General features: G+C 55.2%; 19 protein-coding genes. 7 read left to right on the forward strand and 12 right to left on the reverse strand.

Annotated features, from left to right (window positions below):
* Positions 1-97 precede the first annotated feature (97 nt).
* From AC3CHX_RS23830 to AC3CHX_RS23850, 5 genes are all read right to left on the reverse strand, one after another.
* Positions 98-2,533, reverse strand: a complete 2,436-nt coding sequence (locus tag AC3CHX_RS23830; protein ID WP_488630451.1) for a methyl-accepting chemotaxis protein — start codon at positions 2,531-2,533, stop codon at positions 98-100.
* 87 nt (positions 2,534-2,620) lie between these two features.
* Positions 2,621-3,211 (reverse strand): chemotaxis protein CheW, encoded by a 591-nt coding sequence (locus AC3CHX_RS23835; RefSeq protein ID WP_488630452.1) that lies wholly within the window; start codon positions 3,209-3,211, stop codon positions 2,621-2,623.
* Positions 3,212-3,229: 18 nt separating this feature from the next.
* Complete coding sequence (locus tag AC3CHX_RS23840; protein ID WP_488630453.1) at positions 3,230-3,595, reverse strand: response regulator transcription factor; 366 nt, start codon at positions 3,593-3,595, stop codon at positions 3,230-3,232.
* A gap of 19 nt (positions 3,596-3,614) precedes the next feature.
* Complete coding sequence (locus AC3CHX_RS23845; RefSeq protein WP_488630454.1) at positions 3,615-4,082, reverse strand: response regulator; 468 nt, start codon at positions 4,080-4,082, stop codon at positions 3,615-3,617.
* A gap of 256 nt (positions 4,083-4,338) precedes the next feature.
* Positions 4,339-4,491: a rubredoxin gene (locus AC3CHX_RS23850; RefSeq protein ID WP_488644915.1), complete on the reverse strand. Its 153-nt coding sequence runs from the start codon at positions 4,489-4,491 to the stop codon at positions 4,339-4,341.
* 101 nt (positions 4,492-4,592) lie between these two features.
* Here AC3CHX_RS23850 and thiD point away from each other — a divergent pair, with 101 nt between their 5' ends.
* Complete coding sequence (gene thiD / locus AC3CHX_RS23855) at positions 4,593-5,447, forward strand: bifunctional hydroxymethylpyrimidine kinase/phosphomethylpyrimidine kinase (RefSeq protein WP_488630455.1); 855 nt, start codon at positions 4,593-4,595, stop codon at positions 5,445-5,447.
* Between the two features lie 92 nt (positions 5,448-5,539).
* Positions 5,540-6,823: a glutamate-1-semialdehyde 2,1-aminomutase gene (gene hemL, locus AC3CHX_RS23860; protein WP_488630456.1), complete on the forward strand. Its 1,284-nt coding sequence runs from the start codon at positions 5,540-5,542 to the stop codon at positions 6,821-6,823.
* A 115-nt stretch (positions 6,824-6,938) separates the two neighbouring features.
* On the opposite strand, the gene mtgA is transcribed toward hemL, so the two are convergent.
* The 7 genes from mtgA to mpl form a co-directional block, all read right to left on the reverse strand.
* Positions 6,939-7,634, reverse strand: coding sequence for a monofunctional biosynthetic peptidoglycan transglycosylase (mtgA, locus tag AC3CHX_RS23865; RefSeq protein ID WP_488630457.1), 696 nt, complete (start codon positions 7,632-7,634; stop codon positions 6,939-6,941).
* A gap of 2 nt (positions 7,635-7,636) precedes the next feature.
* Entirely contained in the window at positions 7,637-8,485 is an 849-nt protein-coding gene (gene aroE / locus AC3CHX_RS23870; RefSeq protein ID WP_488630458.1) for a shikimate dehydrogenase, read from the reverse strand.
* Positions 8,486-8,500: 15 nt separating this feature from the next.
* Complete coding sequence (locus tag AC3CHX_RS23875; protein WP_488630459.1) at positions 8,501-9,397, reverse strand: energy transducer TonB; 897 nt, start codon at positions 9,395-9,397, stop codon at positions 8,501-8,503.
* Positions 9,398-9,528: 131 nt separating this feature from the next.
* The gene (locus tag AC3CHX_RS23880) at positions 9,529-11,640 is read right to left on the reverse strand and encodes a ribonuclease catalytic domain-containing protein (RefSeq protein ID WP_488630460.1); all 2,112 of its coding nucleotides are present in this window, start codon (positions 11,638-11,640) and stop codon (positions 9,529-9,531) included.
* Between the two features lie 145 nt (positions 11,641-11,785).
* Positions 11,786-12,400 (reverse strand): chorismate--pyruvate lyase family protein, encoded by a 615-nt coding sequence (locus AC3CHX_RS23885; protein ID WP_488630461.1) that lies wholly within the window; start codon positions 12,398-12,400, stop codon positions 11,786-11,788.
* Positions 12,400-12,993, reverse strand: a complete 594-nt coding sequence (locus AC3CHX_RS23890; RefSeq protein WP_488630462.1) for a YqiA/YcfP family alpha/beta fold hydrolase — start codon at positions 12,991-12,993, stop codon at positions 12,400-12,402. The genes AC3CHX_RS23885 and AC3CHX_RS23890 overlap by 1 nt, the downstream gene beginning before the upstream one ends.
* A complete protein-coding gene (gene mpl, locus AC3CHX_RS23895; protein WP_488630463.1) occupies positions 12,990-14,414 on the reverse strand; it encodes a UDP-N-acetylmuramate:L-alanyl-gamma-D-glutamyl-meso-diaminopimelate ligase in 1,425 nt (474 codons plus the stop codon). The genes AC3CHX_RS23890 and mpl overlap by 4 nt, the downstream gene beginning before the upstream one ends.
* 374 nt (positions 14,415-14,788) lie before the next feature.
* Here mpl and AC3CHX_RS23900 point away from each other — a divergent pair, with 374 nt between their 5' ends.
* The 5 genes from AC3CHX_RS23900 to accC all read left to right on the forward strand — a co-directional run bounded on the left by AC3CHX_RS23900 (position 14,789) and on the right by accC (position 18,674).
* Entirely contained in the window at positions 14,789-15,427 is a 639-nt protein-coding gene (locus AC3CHX_RS23900) for a hypothetical protein (protein WP_488630464.1), read from the forward strand.
* Positions 15,428-15,602: 175 nt separating this feature from the next.
* A complete protein-coding gene (locus tag AC3CHX_RS23905; protein ID WP_488630465.1) occupies positions 15,603-15,992 on the forward strand; it encodes a TlpA family protein disulfide reductase in 390 nt (129 codons plus the stop codon).
* A gap of 139 nt (positions 15,993-16,131) precedes the next feature.
* Entirely contained in the window at positions 16,132-16,569 is a 438-nt protein-coding gene (gene aroQ / locus AC3CHX_RS23910) for a type II 3-dehydroquinate dehydratase (protein ID WP_488630466.1), read from the forward strand.
* 125 nt (positions 16,570-16,694) lie between these two features.
* Positions 16,695-17,141 carry an acetyl-CoA carboxylase biotin carboxyl carrier protein gene (gene accB, locus AC3CHX_RS23915; protein ID WP_488630467.1) on the forward strand — a complete coding sequence of 149 codons (447 nt, stop codon included), beginning with the start codon at positions 16,695-16,697 and terminating at the stop codon, positions 17,139-17,141.
* A 162-nt stretch (positions 17,142-17,303) separates the two neighbouring features.
* Positions 17,304-18,674, forward strand: a complete 1,371-nt coding sequence (gene accC, locus AC3CHX_RS23920; RefSeq protein WP_488630468.1) for an acetyl-CoA carboxylase biotin carboxylase subunit — start codon at positions 17,304-17,306, stop codon at positions 18,672-18,674.
* Positions 18,675-18,679: the final 5 nt, after the last annotated feature.

The following is an 18,679-nucleotide window of genomic DNA, read 5'->3' on the forward strand; positions in this document are numbered from 1 at the left end:
ATACTCGCCCAACCGAGCCTGACCTGACCTGCAGCATGGCTGCATACGACGTCTCCATGCTTTGCATGGCAGGTCAGATGGTTGGTGGTCCTAAACCCTAATTGGTGACGCGGAAGCGCGACACCGAACTCTTCAGGTCTTCCGCAAGTTTGGACAATTCACGAATCGACAAGGCCGTCTGACGCGTACCTTCCCGTGTTTTTTCCGTCACTGTAAGAATATTCTGAATGTTGGTTGCAACGCCATTTGCCGAATTCGCCTGTTGTTCGGTAGCCGATGAAATGCTTTGAATCAATTCTGCCAGTCGGTTCGACACGCGCCGGATATCCGACAGCGCAGTACCGGCAGCATCGGATAGTTTCGCGCCTTCGACCACACCCTGGGTCGATTTTTCCATCGCGACCACGGCATCGTGCGTATCGGTTTGAATCGTTCGTACCAGCGCACCAATCTGCTTGGTCGCCGCACCGGATCGTTCCGCCAGGCGCTGCACCTCTTCTGCCACCACCGAGAATCCACGGCCGGCTTCGCCAGCCGACGCTGCCTGAATCGCCGCGTTCAGCGCCAGTACGTTGGTCTGTTCGGTAATGTCGGAAATCAGTTCGGTGATTTCACCAATCTCTTGCGAGGACTCACCCAGGCGCTTGATCCGCTTTGAGGTTTCCTGAATCTGCTCGCGAATTTCGTGCATGCCGGTGATCGCGTTTTCCACCGCTTTGGCGCCCTCGTCCGCCGCGCTCACCGATTGGCGCGCAACGTCGGCCGACTCACTCGCAGACTTGGAAACATCGGTAATCTGCGTTGCCATTTCCAGTACCGCCTGCGTGGTTTCCTGAATATCGCGCGACTGTCTTTGCGACGCCGCCAGCAATTCGATTGAAATGCTTTGCGCCTGATCGGACGCTGTCGTCACTTGCTGCGCGGTGGCAGTCACCCGGCCAACCAGTCCGCGCAATTCTTCCACGGTGTAGTTCACCGAGTCGGCAATCGCACCGGTAATGTCTTCCGACACCGTCGCCTGCACTGTCAAGTCACCATCCGCAACTTCCTGCAACTCATTCATCAAGCGCAAAATCGCTGCCTGATTCTGGTCGTTGGCATTACTCGCGTCCTCTTCCTGCTTGATCGCCTGCAAGCGCTGGCCTTCCGCTTCGATACGGCGCAGATCCGCTTCGTGGGCCCGGCGACGGCCATCCTGCAGTTGCACCCAGGCGATCCCGGCAGCGGCCAGCAATGCCGCCAATGCCGACGCCAGCATCAGCCAGAACGACACGCTTTGGCCATCCTGCGTGGCCCGATAGCTGTCTTGCAACGTACTCAGGCGTTGCTTCAGTACTTCGTTTTCCGTAAAGATCAATTGTTCGGATTGCTTAGCCGACACAAAGTTTTGCATGTTGCTCAGAATCGCCGCAACCGCGACCTGATATTCGGCAAAGTTCTTTTCCAGCTCGGTCAGCTTCTCGCGCTCTTCATCGCTTTTGGCCGCTGGCAGGCGTAATACTTCGCTGCCGTTCAGGAAGCCGCTGACGATATCGCGGAAAGTATTGGTATCCTTGCCGAGCAAGAATGCGGTTTCCGGGTTTACCCCTTCGGAGGTCAGGAATTCATTGGCACTGCGGCCCAGACGCTGGGTCAACATCACCAGTTGCGAAGAGGCGGAAATTTCACGTGGCGTGCCGCCGCTTTGGGCTTTCAGCGTGGCAATCTGTTCGGACAGATCGAGCAAGACCGGTGAAATGCCATTCAGCTTTTGTAACGTCTGACCAAAACCGGTCAATTCTTTTCTCAGCGTCAAAATGGTCTCGGCTGCCTTGTCGGTATTCGACCAGACCTTCTGGACGTCTGCCGCCGCCGATGCCATGTGTGAAGTAGGTCCGGCGATGTTCTTACCCTTATATTCGCCGCCCTTGGTCAGCACACCCAGGTCCAGATTGAATTCCTTGCGGCTGTCGGCCAACTGTTTAAACGCTTCAGGATTGCCCTGGATAGCATTCGGTGTCGCTTTACCAATCCGCTGCGAGTGCATCAGCGCATCGCCGGCGATTTGGGTCTGGATCGAGCTCAGCGTCGCATTCTTGGTGTTCAGCACCAGGAAGACAACCGTCAGCACCAGGGCCGCACCCAACGCCATCAGCAGGACACGCACCTGCTGTTGTCGCGGCAATTTGCCGATCAACGGCAATGGCTTGTCCTGATACGATACGAATAACTCTTCAGGTGCATTCGGCGTGGCAGCCGCGGCTGCAAACGGCTGCGCGCCTGCAGGGCTGGCGTCAGGCCAAAAGGTCGAAGCGTGTGTCTCGAGCGTTTTTGGGAGTGGATCAAACTCCGCCGATGATTCGGCGGAGGATGTCCACTCCGGGCCTGGCGGCGTACGCTCCACCATGACGGTGTCCAGCGGGTCATTCGAAACAATGACATGCTCTCCCGATGCGGTCGCCAATGACGATGCTGACTCGTGACCTGGAAGGTCGCCGCCTTGGACCTGCTCTTCTTTTGCCGCCTTGAACAGGAACGGTAGTTTGAACGCCATTACAGAATCTCCTGATTGCAAATTCGATGCCACCGCTTGCCAACGTCAAATGCTGACATTAACCAACTGGACTCTTAAAAATTGACTTCATACACCTACATGTAAAAACCGGGGATCTTGCACGATCTGTGCCAGATTGAGTTCAGTCCAGAGCTGCGACTCACTATCCAGATAACGTGCGGCACCTGGATCATCGGCAGCTTGCGGTGCCGGCTGCAATACCATTTCGCCGACATTCCGCAGGCCGAGGACACGCGTCACCAGCAAGCCGCTATTGAATGCCAACGCCGGTGCAAACGCGACAATCCGGCTGCCTTTGTCGATCGCTGTCAAAGCCTGGCCTTGGAAGCGCGCAAAATCGATCACGCTAATCAACGTGCCGCGGATATTCGCCAGCCCGAGATACCAATCCCGGGTCAGCGGCACTTTCGTGATGCTATCGACTGCGACAATCTCGCCCGCCTCTTGCAAACGGAGTAGCCAGCGCTGTTGCCCAATCAAAAGCCCTAATTGATTTTGATTGGTATCCGCGCCGCTACGAGCGGCCTGCATCCGCTCCAGCAAATGCGACTGGAATTCGCGCAAACGACTGCGCCGGGCATCCGCATCGGCGCCTGATTTACGCGCAGGCAAGAATTCTGACGGCTGCGTTTGCAGGTCCGAGTTTGATTGACTCATGTTGGTGGGGGCGTGGGGTTAGCCGAGTGCAGCGATTTTTGCCAGCAACTCCTGCGGATTGATGGGCTTGACCAGATAATCGCGCGCGCCCTGGCGCAAACCCCAGATGCGATCCGTTTCCAGGCCTTTGCTGCTACAAATAATGATAGGAATATCTTGCACCTCAGGGTCGCGCGTAATTGAACGCGTCACCTGGAAACCGTTCTGACCCGGCATCACGACATCCATCAGGATCAGGTCCGGCTTGTCGGCCTTGATCTTGTTAAGGATGCCGTCGCCACTTTCGGAAGTGGAGACGGAGTAACCGCTCTTCACCAGAATATCTGTCAAAAAATAACGCTCGGTTGGAGAGTCATCGACAATAAGAACCTTTTGTATGGCCATGTTCAACCTTTTACTTCAATCAAGTCGGAATAGGTGCCAGTGTGGGAAATGCCACTGGCGTTACGGACGGAATGGCAGCGGCAGTCAATGCCGCGCTGGCATCCTGGGTATGCTGGCGTACAGTCTTTAGCAGACTGTCTTTGGTAAATGGCTTGGTCAGATATTCATCGGAGCCGACCATTGCACCCCGGGCACGATCGAACAAACCGTCTTTGGAAGACAGCATGACCACCGGGGTAGCATGAAATCTGGCGCTCTTCTTGATCAGGGCACAGGTCTGATAGCCATCCAGCCGCGGCATCAAAATATCGCAAAAAATCAATGCCGGATTGTGATCGTTGATTTTAGCCAGCGCATCAAAGCCATCCTCGGCGAGGATCACCTCATAACCAGCCTGCTTCAGAAAAATCTCTGCCGAGCGCCGGATCGTACTGCTGTCGTCAATCACCATGACCTTAAGGCTGGCGCTAGCAAGTGGTAGTGTCATGAGATTATCGTCCAAGCCCAATTTGATTTACGGCATCACTGTAACAAAGATCAAGATACTTTAGAACAACATTTCTTAACATTTATTTAGCGCGATAAATTGTTGTGGCTTTTATGGATCGCACCCCGAAAAAGTGGCTTCCACGACAATTATCATGAAGACAATTCGCACCAAAATCGCGACTTTAGGATTTAATTATTGGCTTAGGCGTAGTTGGGCTCAGCAAGATCGACGACTCCACGCTTAGTCCGGCAATTTAAATCGCCACCATCTCAAAATCTTCCTTGCGGGCGCCGCATTCCGGGCAGGTCCAGTTCATTGGTACGTCATCCCATAGCGTACCCGGGGCGATCCCCTCTTCCGGCAAGCCTTGCTCTTCGTCGTAAATCCAGCCGCAGATCAGACACATCCAGGTTTTATAGGCTGGCTTTGATGTTTCGTTCGTATTGCTCACGGCGACAACCCTTCAATCAAGTAAAATGCAAAGTCGGATATCTTAATCTACCCGCCGTGCAAAACCAAACTTCTCCTCTTATATTGACATTCGGCGTTGCCGACCCCGTTGGCGCCGCCGGAATTCAGGCAGATCTTGCCACATTTTCATCCATGGGCTGTCACGGATTGTCCGTGATTACCTCTATTTTGATCGGCGACACTGCGCGGATCGAGGATACCCAGCAAATTGACGCTGACTGGGTCGCTGATCAAGCCCGCGTTCTACTGGAGGATATGCCGGTCGCCGCCTTCAAGGTCGGCGCCGTCGGCAGTATCGAAAGCGTCTCGGTGATCGCTGAAATCGTCTCCGACTATCCCGACATCCCGTTGATTTTCGATCCTTTCCTGTCGGCTATGCCGGATCAGGGCCAGGATAGCGAAGACCTGCTGACCGCGATTCGCGAATTATTAATTCCGCAAAGCACGGTCCTGGTGCTGTCAGCGGTGGAATTGTCGCGCCTGGCAGAGACTTGGCGCGAGCCGTCGGCAGAAGACATGTCAACTGTCGACGCCATGCACATCATCGAGCTCGGCTGTGAATACCTGTTCATCACCGGCACGCCTGGCGCCGCAACGGAAGTCAGCAACACGCTGTTCAACGATACCGGCATTTTGCGGCAGGACAGCTGGCCACGCGTTTCCGGTTCGTTTAGCGGCGCCGGCACCACCCTTTCTGCAGCCATCGCCGCGATGCTGGCAAATGGCCTGGATGTCCCAGAAGCAGTCTCCGAAGCACAGGAATTCACACTGGCAGCGGTGATGGCGGCACAACGGCTGGGCATGGGCAAGCTGGTGCCGGATCGTTTTTTCTGGGCTCGTGAAGAGATGATGGAAGGACTTTCCGAGGATCAGGATCCGCCATCGCCTTGAGCTTTTCTGGCGACCCTGCGCCGTCGCAAACTTGTTTGATTACCGGCGCGCCGGGCGCATCACATCCTATTTTTGAATAAATGCATACCAACATGACCTCCAATAACGATACCCTGTTCGCCCGCGCGCAATTGACCACGCCGGGTGGCGTCAATTCACCTGTGCGCGCTTTCCGCTCAGTGGGCGGCACGCCACGCTTCATCACCCGCGCTGAAGGCCCCTATTTCTGGGATGCGGACGAGCGCCGCTATATCGATTACATCGGCTCGTGGGGGCCGGCCATCGTCGGTCACGCGCATCCGACCGTCATCAAGGCTGTGCAAGACGCCGCCGCACGCGGCCTGAGCTTTGGGGCGCCGACCGAAGGCGAAATCCTGATCGCCGAAGAAATTTGCAAGCTGGTGCCATCGATCGAGCAAGTCCGTCTGGTCTCCAGCGGCACCGAAGCCACCATGAGCGCATTGCGCCTCGCCCGCGGCGCGACCGGCCGCGACAAGATCATCAAGTTTGAAGGCTGCTATCACGGCCATGCCGACGCATTGCTGGTCAAAGCCGGCAGCGGCTTGCTGACCTTCGGCAATCCGACCTCGTCCGGGGTCCCGGCAGACTTCGTCAAGCACACGCTGGTACTCGACTACAACAACGTCGAGCAACTGGAAGACACGTTTAAAGAGATGGGCGACCAGATCGCCTGTGTGATTGTCGAGCCAGTTGCCGGCAACATGAATTTGATCCGCGCCACACCGGAATTCCTGCAAGCGATGCGCAGCCTGTGCACCAAACATGGCACCGTGTTGATTTTCGATGAAGTGATGTGCGGCTTCCGCGTCGCTTTGGGTGGCGCGCAAGCGCTGTACCAGATTCAGCCGGACATTACCGCACTGGGCAAAGTCATCGGCGGCGGTTTGCCGGTTGCGGCATTCGGCGGCCGCGCGGATCTGATGAAACACATGGCGCCGCTCGGTGGCGTCTACCAGGCGGGCACTCTGTCGGGTAATCCGGTCGCGGTTGCGGCCGGCATGACGACGTTGAAGCTGATTCAGGCGCCTGGCTTCTATGAGCACCTCAGCGCCCAGACCACCAAGTTGGCGCAAGGCCTGACCAAAGTTGCGGCAGATGCCGGTGTGGTTTTCTGCGCCGATGCGATCGGTGGAATGTTTGGCTTGTACTTCTCAAAAGAGGTACCGCACACTTTTGCCGAAATGATGTCCACCGACAAAGAACGCTTCAACAAATTCTTCCACGCGATGCTGGATGCCGGTGTGTATCTGGCACCGTCGGCGTTTGAGGCGGGCTTTGTCTCGGCGCAGCATGATGATGCGGTGATCGCCGCGACGCTTGAGGCGGCGCGCGGGGCATTTGCGCAGCTGAGTTAACTGCTCACAGAAAATGAAAACGGCGCTAAAGCTCTTGGTTTTAGCGCCGTTTTTTCCTTTTAGGACTTACGCAAAACGCGGCCTATTTTTGTGGCCGTGCAAGCCCCCAACCGACCTACGGCAACTCTGCCGACCCCATGCGTCGCAAAATCAATCCTGTACGCCTGGCCAGATAGCCCGAGCCCCGATTTTTGTCATAGAAACGCGGCCGCGGCAGCATCACCGCCAGGCGTGCAGCCTGACTGGTGCCGAGATTGGCCGCTGAGGTCTTGTAGTAATGCCGCGCAGCAGCTTCGGCACCGTAGACACCATTCCCCCATTCCACAACGTTCAGATAGATTTCGTAAATCCTTTCCTTATCCATCAGGAATTCCAGCATGTAGGTAATGATGAATTCCTGACCTTTGCGGAGATAACTGCGCTCACCGGATAAAAACAGATTTTTTGCCAACTGCTGGGTAATCGTCGAGCCGCCGACGGCGATTTTGCCTTTTTTACTATTTTTTTCGTAGGCCTTTTCCAGCGCGTCCCAGTCGACCCCCTCATGCTCGGAAAAGTTGGCGTCTTCGGAAGCGATAATGGCGCGCTTCAAATTGGTCGAAATGCGCTTGTACGGCACCCACGTGTATTGCAAGCGGATATTGGGATCGGTTTCCTGCAGCACCGATAGTTGATGCCGCATGAAACTGGTCGAACTCGGATTGTGATCAACCCACCACCAAATCTGCGCGAAAAAATATAACTGCAACGCCAGGATTGCGGCAATTGCGATCAGCAACAAACGCCAGACCAGCTTACCGACAGGCTTCATGTTTATTTTCCAAGCTGCGCGCGTAGTGCGGCATATACGGCGGAGGTTTGCGGACGGACACCGCGCCAGACAAAAAACGACTCCGCCGCCTGCTCGACCAACATCCCCAAACCGTCGCGGGTCGTGGCGCCATGCGCGCTGGCGAATTGCATGAAAACAGTAGCCTGTTTGCCGTACATCATGTCGTAAGCCAGCGTCTCAGGCCAAAAGACACTAGTCGCAATTGGCGGCACATCGGCTTGCAAGCTGGCAGAGGTAGCGTTGATGACGACGTCGAAGCGGTCGTGGACGTCAGCAAAGCCGCAAGCAATAATAGGGTCTTCGCCGGGGAATTTTTGCGTAAATTGTTGCGCCAACTCTTGCGCCTTGGCTACGGTCCGATTCGCCAGTACCAGTTGCGCCGGCTTTGCCTGCAGCAGCGGCAATAAGGCGCCGCGCGCCGCGCCGCCCGCACCTAGCAACAAGACGCGCTTTCCGGCTAAATCGACGCCCGCATTGCGCACGATGTCAGTCACCAGACCGATGCCGTCGGTGTTATCGCCGAGAATGTGTGCCTGATCGAACCTGAGTGTATTCACCGCGCCGGCGGCTTGGGCGCGTGCCGTCAAGGTGGTTGCCAATGCATAGGCATCCAATTTGAATGGCAAGGTGACGTTGGCACCTTTTCCGCCTCGCTGGATAAATTCCCGGACTGTTGCGGCGAAACCGTCCAGCGGGGCCAGCAGGCGCACATAGTCGATATTTTGCCCGGTCTCGCTGGCGAAGCGCGCGTGGATGTCGGGCGACTTGCTGTGCGTGATCGGGTTGCCGATGACGACGTAGTGGTCGGGATGGGTTGAAGTATCAGACATAATTTTTGCTATTTTTTAATTATTCCCGCTTCGCAATTGCGCTTCAAGCAGACCTTCGCGTGAAAAATCCATCGTCACAATGACTTCCCACACATCGTCCTTGTCACCCGAACGCATATTCGCGGGAAAACGGCCAAAAGGTGCGGCCCGTTCAATAATTCTCAGCGCTGCAGCATCGAGGCCGGAAACGTTGGAGCCTCGCTCAATGCGCAGTCCTCCGTCTCTTTTATAAATACTGCCATCCTGATAAATCGGGACCGATACCACCAGTTTCCCGTACAACTTGTTGCCATTTCTTTGCGGAAAATTCAGCGTACCGACGTGTTCTACCCGATCCGCAAAAGTTTTGTAATACATCGCGTATTCGACACCGCGCGTGCTTGGCGTGATCTGGGTTTTCTTGGGACGCTTATTGTAATCTTCGATGTTCTTGGCGATTTCCGCTTCTTTGCGTCGCAGTGCTTTGGCATTCGCCATCATATCGGTGCCGTCTTCCTGCTGTGCCGCATCGACCGACTTATCCTGCGGCGTGGCTTCCGGCACGGAAAATGGCGTTGCCTTTTGTATCTGCGATAGCATTTGCTGCTGCTTTTTCTCCAATGCAGCGATCCGTCGCTGGGCCGTGTTCAGGCTATCGCCATCCTCTGACTGACGCATGTCGGGCAAAGGCGACTTGGCGCGACCAGCATCGGCGTTACCGCCACCGTCCAGATTCGCCTGCGCCAACGCTTCCGCTTTCAGCGGCGCGTTCTTATGCTTGGCGTTGACCAGAATGACTTCCAGCGCAGGATCGGTCGGTTTCAATTTGAAGGCATCGGGCGCAGTAAAGTGCACTGCGAGCACAGCACCATGCACCAGCAACGAAATGGCGATGGCACTAAATAAAAGGCGATTTTGAGAAAGTGATTTCACGCGCAGGAAGAAGGATCGCTAAATAAGTCGTTGGAAAATGGCATAAGCAGCAACAGCTGCACAAGTGACCGGAATTCTACGACAAAGCACCATCGCTCCGTGCAATTTGTCGTAGAAGCTTGCGGAGCTGTTCAGGTTGATGGACTCAAACCGGCAGCTGTGCTGTCTGCGCTGTTGCCGACGCTGTCGTCTGCGATCTCAGCAGTGTCGTTGACCTCGGTAGCGGCATCTTCACCAGCTTCCGGTACGGCTTCGTGCGGCATATCCATTGCCGCATCGAGTTCTTCCGACACTTCGTCATCTTCCAGTTGGTCCATCTGATCGGCCTCGGTGGCAGTCGCAGGCGGCGTCAACACCTCCAGTAACCGTACCTCCACACTCAGGTCGACTTCGTCCCAGCGGATCAAATCGAGCTTCACCTGCGCCCCGCGCGCAACTTGCTGCATGCCCGGCAGCTTGATCACCAGCGGGATGTCGACCAGACGCAGAATTTCGTCTTTCAGCACCACCGCCTCAACCTGTTTCAGCTGCGCTTGCCCCAGCCAGCGCAGACACCAGTAGCGCTCCATATTCGACTGGAAATCGCCATAGCCTGAATAGGCGGCATCGAAAGCGGAAACAATCGCGAACAAATCTGCATCACGCGGTTTGAAGGGCGCCACCAGCGGCGCGGCGACGCCATTTTGGACGCACGCCAAAATCTGCCATTGATTGACCAGGTCGGTGTAACGACGCAACGGCGAGGTGCTCCACGCATATTGATCGACCCCCAAGCCCTGATGTGGCGCTGCGTGCGTCACCATGCGTACTTGCATTTTTGCAGCCCAACCGCCGTTGCCGCCACCTTGCGCGCGGTAAATGCCGGGCACGCCGTGGTCGGCCATCAACTTGCCCCAGGTGCTATTCGCAAAAATCATCAGCTCGGCAACGATCTTGTCGAGCGGTGCGCCGCGCTTGCGACGGGCGATAGTGACGACGTCGTCCTCAACGTAGAAATTGAAATCGACGCGATTGTTCTGCTCCGGGCGCAAACCAAAACTTTCACGCTTGAGCATACGGCCTTGCTCCAGCACCGCAACCCATTGCCACAGGACGGCGATATCCGCTTTATGCGGATAGTCGCCCTCACCGCTGGCCAGATTTTCCTCGGTCACCAGCGCATCCAGGGTGTTGTGGCGCAGGTTGGCGGAAATCGGCACCAGTTCGGCTTTGGTTTCAGTCCCGATCAAGCTCCAGTCCTGCGGGTTCAGCGTCGCATATAACGACAATGCCGGACAATTTTTCCCCTGATCCAGCGAGAACGCGTCAACCAGCGCATCCGGCAGCATGGTGATTTTGTCGCCGGGCATATACACGGTCGACATGCGCTGACGGGCGATAACATCAATCGCGTCGTCACGCTTGATAGCCAAAGCCGGCGCGGCGATATGAATACCGATGCGCACGTTGCCATCAGGCAGCGTGACTACCGACAACGCGTCATCGATTTCAGTGGTGGTCACGTCATCAATCGAAAACGCCTGCACATCGGCCACCGGCAATGCTGCCACCGTCGGAATGCTGATCGCTGGAAAGCCCACCCCTTTCGGGAAAAAATCAAACAGAAACCTGGAAAAGTGCAAATCCTTCGGTGATGCAATCCCGCCAACCGCCAGCATCAAGCGCTGCGGCGTCGTTTGCAGTTCATTGCAGGCGGTTTCGAGCGCCTTGTATTCAATGCTGTTTTTATCCGGCTTGAATAGCAATTGCAGCAGCAGCGGCTTCATCGCATCCGGCAACTGATGGGCTTTCAGCTGTTCGACGTATTGCGCCTGTATCAGCGCCTGTTGCTTCTTTTTCTCTACGCCCGCCAGCGCGGCTTTCAGCGATGCTTCGGGTGCGGCCTTATAACGTCCGCGACCTTTTTTATAGAAATAAATCGGTGCCGAATGCAAACGCATCAACAGTCCGGCAGCTTCGACCGGTAACGGCGCATGCCCAAAATATTCAGCGCCCAGCTCAGCAAAACCAAACTCCTCCTGACCCGCGACTTCCCACAAAAAGTCTACATCGACTTCTTGCGCAATCTTCTGTGCGTCTTCCAACAGTTGTTGTGGCGTCGGCGCGCTGTACTGCAATAACACGTCTTTCGACTTGATCTTGCTGCGCTTGCCGGTTGGCAGTTCGACCTGATAGGCCTCGCCTTGTTGCGACAAAACAGCACCTGCTTTAAAGTCGCCGGACTCTTCGAAAAATAGATTCATTGATTACTTTGCTGATGGATTCTGGGTATTACGGTGACTGCTTAGTTAGCTGATACCGCCTGCATTTAATAATCTGTACTAGCGAAAGGAGCAGCTTGGACGGCGCATGGCGCTACCCAGCGGCTGAGGCTGTTTCCAATCCAGCCTACTCTTTCTTTTTACATACACCATCAATAACGTCATTTTCAATCGCCTGACGTAACATTCGCCGCAATTCATTGATCGCCGGGAAAAACACTTCGGTCACCAGCATCACGCCGCCCTTGCGTCGAAAGGTGGAACGTCGCGCAAATAGCGGCGTGGGAAATCCACGCACCCCGGTCGCCGCACACATGCGCCGCACCAGCGGATGCCCTTGATACAAACGCGCATATTGCAGTTGCCCGCGCGCCACCAACGGATCGCCAAACAAGGTGGTGCCCAGGGAACGCTCACCCAAGGTGCCGAAAAACGGCCATTCCGACGTGGTCGCCGCCAACGACAGGACGGTGTGACCTAGCACCATCGGCCGGCCATCGCAGCGTAGCAATACATCCCGCTCCTGCACCCGTTGCCGCCGTGGCAACGACATCGCGGCATATTCGTCGGCCAGACACATCGCGTGACGCTGATGCAGGCGCTGCACCCGAAACTGCTCGCTATGCGCCATCAACTTATAGGTCAGCGAAGCGCGGTCGGTCAGCCAGTCGCGCATCAGCGCCGATGGATGGACGCCGTTCGCGTGATCATGCCAATTGGCGTAAGCATGCGAGCGCGGCATCAGCGACCTGTCGAAGACGGATTGACGTCCACTCCGCAAAACGCCAACACCGCATCGGCATAGTCCGCGAATTCGCTGATACCGTGATCGCTGCCCTCGATCACCAACTGCCGCGCTTGCGGATAATGGTCCACCATTTCATGCCAGTCGAGCACCTCGTCACCCGTCGCGGCAATCAGAAAATAACGTTGCGGCTGGGTAATCCTGGCAATTGCCAGCGCCTCCAGTTCAGCAATATATTCGCGCTTGAACTCAAACGGCGCATCGGAATGATATTGCGTATGCGTCCCGATGTATTTTTCCAGATCACGCGGCGGCTTCACCGCTGGATTCAATAACACCGCACGGCAACCTGTCTGCTCGGCCAGCCAGGTCGCGTAAAAGCCGCCGAGCGAGGAACCGATCACGGTTAATTCAGAATGATCAGCTTGCGCAATACAAGCCTGCGCGAGTTGGATGGCGGCACGCGGCGAGGCCGGCAGTTGTGGACAAATGTATGCGTTTTCCCGCCCTAATTCCTGCATGCGCTCAGCCAGCAAGCGCGCTTTGAACGACCGTGGCGATGAACGGAAGCCGTGCAGATAGAGGATCATGATCGTGCCTGGGCCGGCGCTGAAGGCGATGTTGAAGCTGACAGCGCATCCAGGATTTTTTGATGCACGCCGCCGAAGCCGCCATTGCTCATTACCAGCACCTGATCGCCTGGCCGCGCAGTCTGCGCCACGGCGGCCACCAAACGGTCGAGCTCATCGTACGCACTGGCTTTGTCACCCAACGCTGCCAACGTCTGGCCCAGATCCCATCCCAGCGCGTCTTTGCCGTTACCTTTGACACCGTAGCCGAACACCAGGTCAGCGTCGATCAGGCTAGCGGGCAATGCAGCTTTCATCGCCCCCAGCTTCATCGTGTTGGAACGCGGCTCCAACACCGCCAGAATCCGGGCGTCGCCGACTTTTTTGCGCAAGCCGGCGATGGTGGTGGCAATCGCGGTCGGGTGATGCGCAAAGTCATCGTAGACGGCAATCCGGTTAACAGTCCCGCGCAATTCCATGCGCCGCTTGACGTTCTCAAACTTGCCCAGCGCCATAATCGCCTGCGCTGCCGGCACGCCGACATGCCGCGCAGCGGCAATCGCAGCAATTGCATTCATGCGGTTATGCTCACCCGTCAACGACCACTGTACGGTCCCTTGGTGGAGACCGTTAAAGCCGACGTCGAAGCTGCCGTCGGCATGGGTAGTCAATGACCAGCCTTGCGCATCGTCCGTGCCAAATAACTCTTTATCACTCCAGCACCCACGCGCTAAAACGCGCTGCAATGCAGGTTCGCGACCGTTCACCACCAAGCGGCCCACGCCGGGCACGGTGCGCACCAGGTGATGAAATTGCGTTTCAATCGCAGCAAGATCGGGGAAAATATCGGCGTGATCGTATTCAAGATTGTTCAGAATCGCTGTTTTAGCGTGGTAGTGAACGAATTTGCTGCGTTTATCAAAAAACGCCGTGTCGTATTCATCCGCTTCAATCACAAAGAAAGGCGACGCCGAAGCATCCTGCCCTTGGCCGGACAGTCGCGCGGAAATACCGAAATTCATCGGGACGCCGCCTATCAGGAAGCCCGGATCGTAGCCGGCATCCTCCAAAATCCACGCCAGCATGGCCGACGTCGTGGTTTTGCCATGGGTGCCGGCTACCGCCAACACCCATTTATCAGCCAGGATGTGCTCGCCTATCCATTGCGGACCGGACGTATACGGCAAACCGCGATTCAAAATTTCTTCCATCAGCGGATTGCCGCGCGACACCACGTTACCTATCACGAACAAATCCGGTGCGAGCGCAACCTGCTCAGCGCCGAAGCCCTGCACCAGCGCTATCCCTTGCGCTTCAAGCTGCGTACTCATCGGCGGGTAGACGTTGGCATCGCAGCCAGTGACTTTATGCCCGGCCTGTTTTGCCAAAACAGCCAAACCGCCCATAAAGGTGCCGCAAATGCCAAGAATATGGATGTGCATTCTAAAGTGTCAACATTCGTAAAAGAAGAATATGGGATTTTACCTGACCCGCCCGTGCCGCCGCCAAAGTCATGCGCATTTATTCAAAGCGTATTTAACTGCGGGCGCATAGGCTATCTGGACCGCCAGGGTGCCATTTGAAGCGCTCTCCACCATCCGGATCTTCCGCCAGTGGGAAGTTAAGATTGAGAGGGCTACAATCACTCATCCGGCATCCTTGCCAAAACCGATAAAGTCTACGTTTGAGTTAGAAATGGAATCTTTATTTAACACCGGATTCCTGGCCGGGCCAACACAGTCCGTGGCAAAGGATCCAGCATCTTGCTGCTCTGGCAACTTGGTATTTACCTCCAAATCACATTATGATGCCGATCATGGTTACCAACCTCCCACCCGATTTTGAGCAACTGCGTACCCAAATCGCTGCCGCAGCGGCACGTCTGATCGCTGAAGATGGTGCCGGTTACGGCACCGCCAAGCGTAAAGCGGCACAACAAATCCTAGGCAATAGCCGTACGCGTGGTGACTTCATGCCGGATAACAGCCAGATAGAAGAAGAAGTGCGTTTATATAACGCTTTGTTCTTTGCCGACACGCAACCGGCCAGACTCGCGCATTTGCGTCGGATCGCAGTCGAAATGATGACCGAACTGGAAGGCTTCAATCCTTATTTGACCGGCGCAGTATTAAATGGCACCGCCGGCGAACACGCCGACATCCATTTGCATCTATTTGTCGACAGCCCAAAGGATGTCGAAATTTACTTATTAAATAAAAATGTCCAGTTCGACATTTCCGAAAGCGAAAACTTCAGCCGCCCGGTAAAACGTCATCATCGGAACGATAGCGAACCACTGGAAACCGTAAGCTTCCTGTATAAACAGGAAGGTATACATTTAGCGCTATATGAAACTGACGACTTGCGCGGTAATATCAGGTTCCCGAGCGGAAAGCGCACTGAGCGCGCCGATCTGGCCGCGGTGCGATCGCTACTCACTGAACAAGAATCCTGATAGCGCAGGCGATGGCATTTCCTGACACGAACAAAGAAACCGAATGAAACGAAAACTACTTCTATATATACCGATTGCCATTCTATTTTGCGCTATCGGCGTCTATTTCAATCTGCACCGTTTGTCGCTGGCAGCACCGCAAGCGCCGGCAGTTGCCAACTTGTTTGCACAATCGATGGTCGAAGCCAGCGGCAAGCAGGAACCCTTGTCGCACTGGAAAGGCAAACCATTAATCGTTAACTTCTGGGCAACCTGGTGCGGACCTTGCGTAGAAGAAATGCCAGAGTTGAATGCACTGCGTGCCGAACTTGTCAAAAAGAATATCCATGTCATCGGCGTCGGCATCGATTCTCAAGACAACATCGCGCAATTTGCGCAAAAGTATAAGATTACCTATCCGCTATATGTCGCTGGAATAACCGGCACGTCTCTGTTGCGGCAATTTGGCAATGACGCGGGCGGCTTACCGTTTACGGTCCTCATCGGCGCCGATGGACAAGTAAAAAAGATGTATCTTGGCAGCATTAAGTTTGACGAATTGCGGAAAGATTTAGCATTATTGTGATTTGGACAAAACCATTTAAATTTTCGTCAACTCACCGGCATTAGCGCCATAAAGTTAAGCAGAAACAAATTTCCCCTTGCCAGTCAAAGTCATTTGACGGCAAAATGCGGCCATCGTCGTCAAACGAAGCTCCATCTCCATGGCAAAAAATATCCTTCTACTCAATGGCCCTAACCTGAATTTGCTGGGCACACGTGAGCCGGAAGTCTACGGTTCGACCACGCTGGCAGATGTAGAGCTGGCAGCCAAGGCGCAGGCAGCCGCTGCAGGCGTTCGACTGGCGCATTTTCAAAGTAACCACGAAGGAGCTTTGATTGACCGCATCCATGCGGCCAAAACGGAAGGTGTGGATGCCATCGTCATCAATCCCGGCGGCTTAACGCACACCAGCGTTGCTTTGCGTGACGCATTGGCTGGCGTTGCGATCCGCTTCGTCGAAATTCACATTTCCAACGTTCACCAGCGCGAAGCCTTTCGGCATCATTCCTACCTGTCGGGCATCGCCGTCGGGGTGATTTGCGGGCTGGGCGTGGAAGGCTATCGCGTTGCCATCGAGTTCGCAGTGAATCAGCTTTAGCCTCAACAGAAATTATAAATTCGTCGCTGCAAATTCGTTGATCTGCCAACTAAAAAACAAGAATGGCAGTTATTTTCATTCGTAAATATTGTTATTCGTAAAACACACATTCTGAAGGATTGCATATGGATTTGAGAAAACTCAAAACGCTGATCGACCTGGTCGCTGAATCGGACATCGAAGAGCTGGAAGTCACCGAGGGCGAAAGCAAAGTCCGTATCGTCAAATCATCGGCATCCCATAAGCAAGTAATGATGATGCAACCACAAGTTGCCCATCAACCTGCGCAAATACAGGTTGCCGCTCCAGTGAGCGCACCGGTAGAAGCTGTGCCGGAAGGCCACATCGTCAAATCGCCTATGGTCGGCACTTTCTATCGTTCGTCAGCGCCAGGCGCGGCGGCGTTTGTAGAAGTCGGCTCGGAAATCAAGGAAGGCGAAACCTTGTGCATTATCGAAGCCATGAAGCTGCTCAACGAAATCGAAGCCGACGCGACTGGCGTGGTAAAGAAAATTCTGGTGGAAAATGGCCAGCCGGTCGAATTCGGCCAACCTTTGTTTATCATTGGTTAAGTTGCAACCAACGGAAAGCTTCTCCAGTCACGCCGGATAAGCTTGCTGATGGCGAATATGAGGGCAGTTTGCGCGCGGCGCATTTGACCTGCGTGTGTCCCTCTTCCCACCAACCTAACGCTTGATAACGCTTGATTCTTAGCGACGGATATACCATTTACTATGTTTGAAAAAATCCTCATCGCCAATCGCGGCGAAATTGCCCTGCGCATCCAACGTGCGTGTCGTGAAATGGGCATCAAAACCGTAGTGGTCCACTCGGAAGCTGACCGCGAAGCCAAATACGTGAAACTGGCCGACGAATCGGTCTGTATCGGCCCGGCACCGTCAAGCCTGAGTTACCTGAACATGCCCGCCATCATCAGCGCGGCGGAAGTGACCGATGCCGAAGCGATTCATCCCGGCTACGGTTTTCTCTCGGAAAATGCTGATTTTGCCGAGCGCGTTGAGCAATCCGGCTTTGTCTTCATCGGTCCACGACCCGCGAATATCCGTCTGATGGGCGACAAAGTCTCGGCCAAACAGGCGATGATCCGCGCTGGCGTACCGTGCGTACCCGGTTCGGAAGGCGCGCTGCCGGAAGATCCGAAGGAAATCATCAAGATCGCACGCAAAATCGGCTATCCGGTCATCATCAAGGCCTCCGGCGGCGGCGGCGGACGCGGCATGCGCGTGGTGCATACCGAAGCGGCGCTGGCCAATGCAGTCACCATGACCAAAACCGAGGCCGGTGCAGCGTTCGGCAATCCGGAAGTGTATATGGAGAAGTATCTGGAAAATCCGCGTCACGTGGAAATCCAGATCCTGGCCGACCAATTCAAAAACGCGATCTGGCTGGGTGAGCGCGATTGCTCAATGCAACGCCGCCACCAAAAAGTCATCGAGGAAGCGCCGGCGCCAGGCATCCCGCGCAAGGTCGTCGAGAAAATCGGCGATCGTTGCGCCGAGGCTTGCCGCAAGATGGACTATCGTGGTGCCGGCACCTTTGAATTCCTGTACGAAAACGGCGAGTTCTATTTCATCGAAATGAACACCCGCGTGCAAGTTGAACATCCGATCACCGAAATGATTACCGGCGTCGACATCGTGCAAGAGCAGATTCACATCGCTGCCGGTGAAAAGCTGCGCTATCGCCAACGCGATATCCAGCTGACCGGCCACTCGATCGAATGCCGTATCAACGCTGAAGACCCATTCAAGTTCACGCCATCGCCGGGTAAAATCCTGTCCTGGCATGCGCCGGGCGGTCCTGGCATCCGGGTTGATTCGCACGCCTACGCCGGCTATTACGTGCCGCCGCATTACGACTCGATGGTCGGCAAGGTGATTTCGTATGGCACCACGCGTGAACAGGCGATCAAGCGCATGCAAATCGCGCTCTCCGAGATGGTGGTCGAAGGCATCCAAACCAACATCCCGCTGCATCGTGAATTGATGATAGACGCCCGTTTCATCGAAGGCGGTACTAACATCCATTATCTGGAACACAAACTGGCCGAAAGACCAGAATTGACTAAATCTGAAAAGAAGTAAGGTTG

Source organism: Glaciimonas sp. OK215, assembly GCF_057787885.1.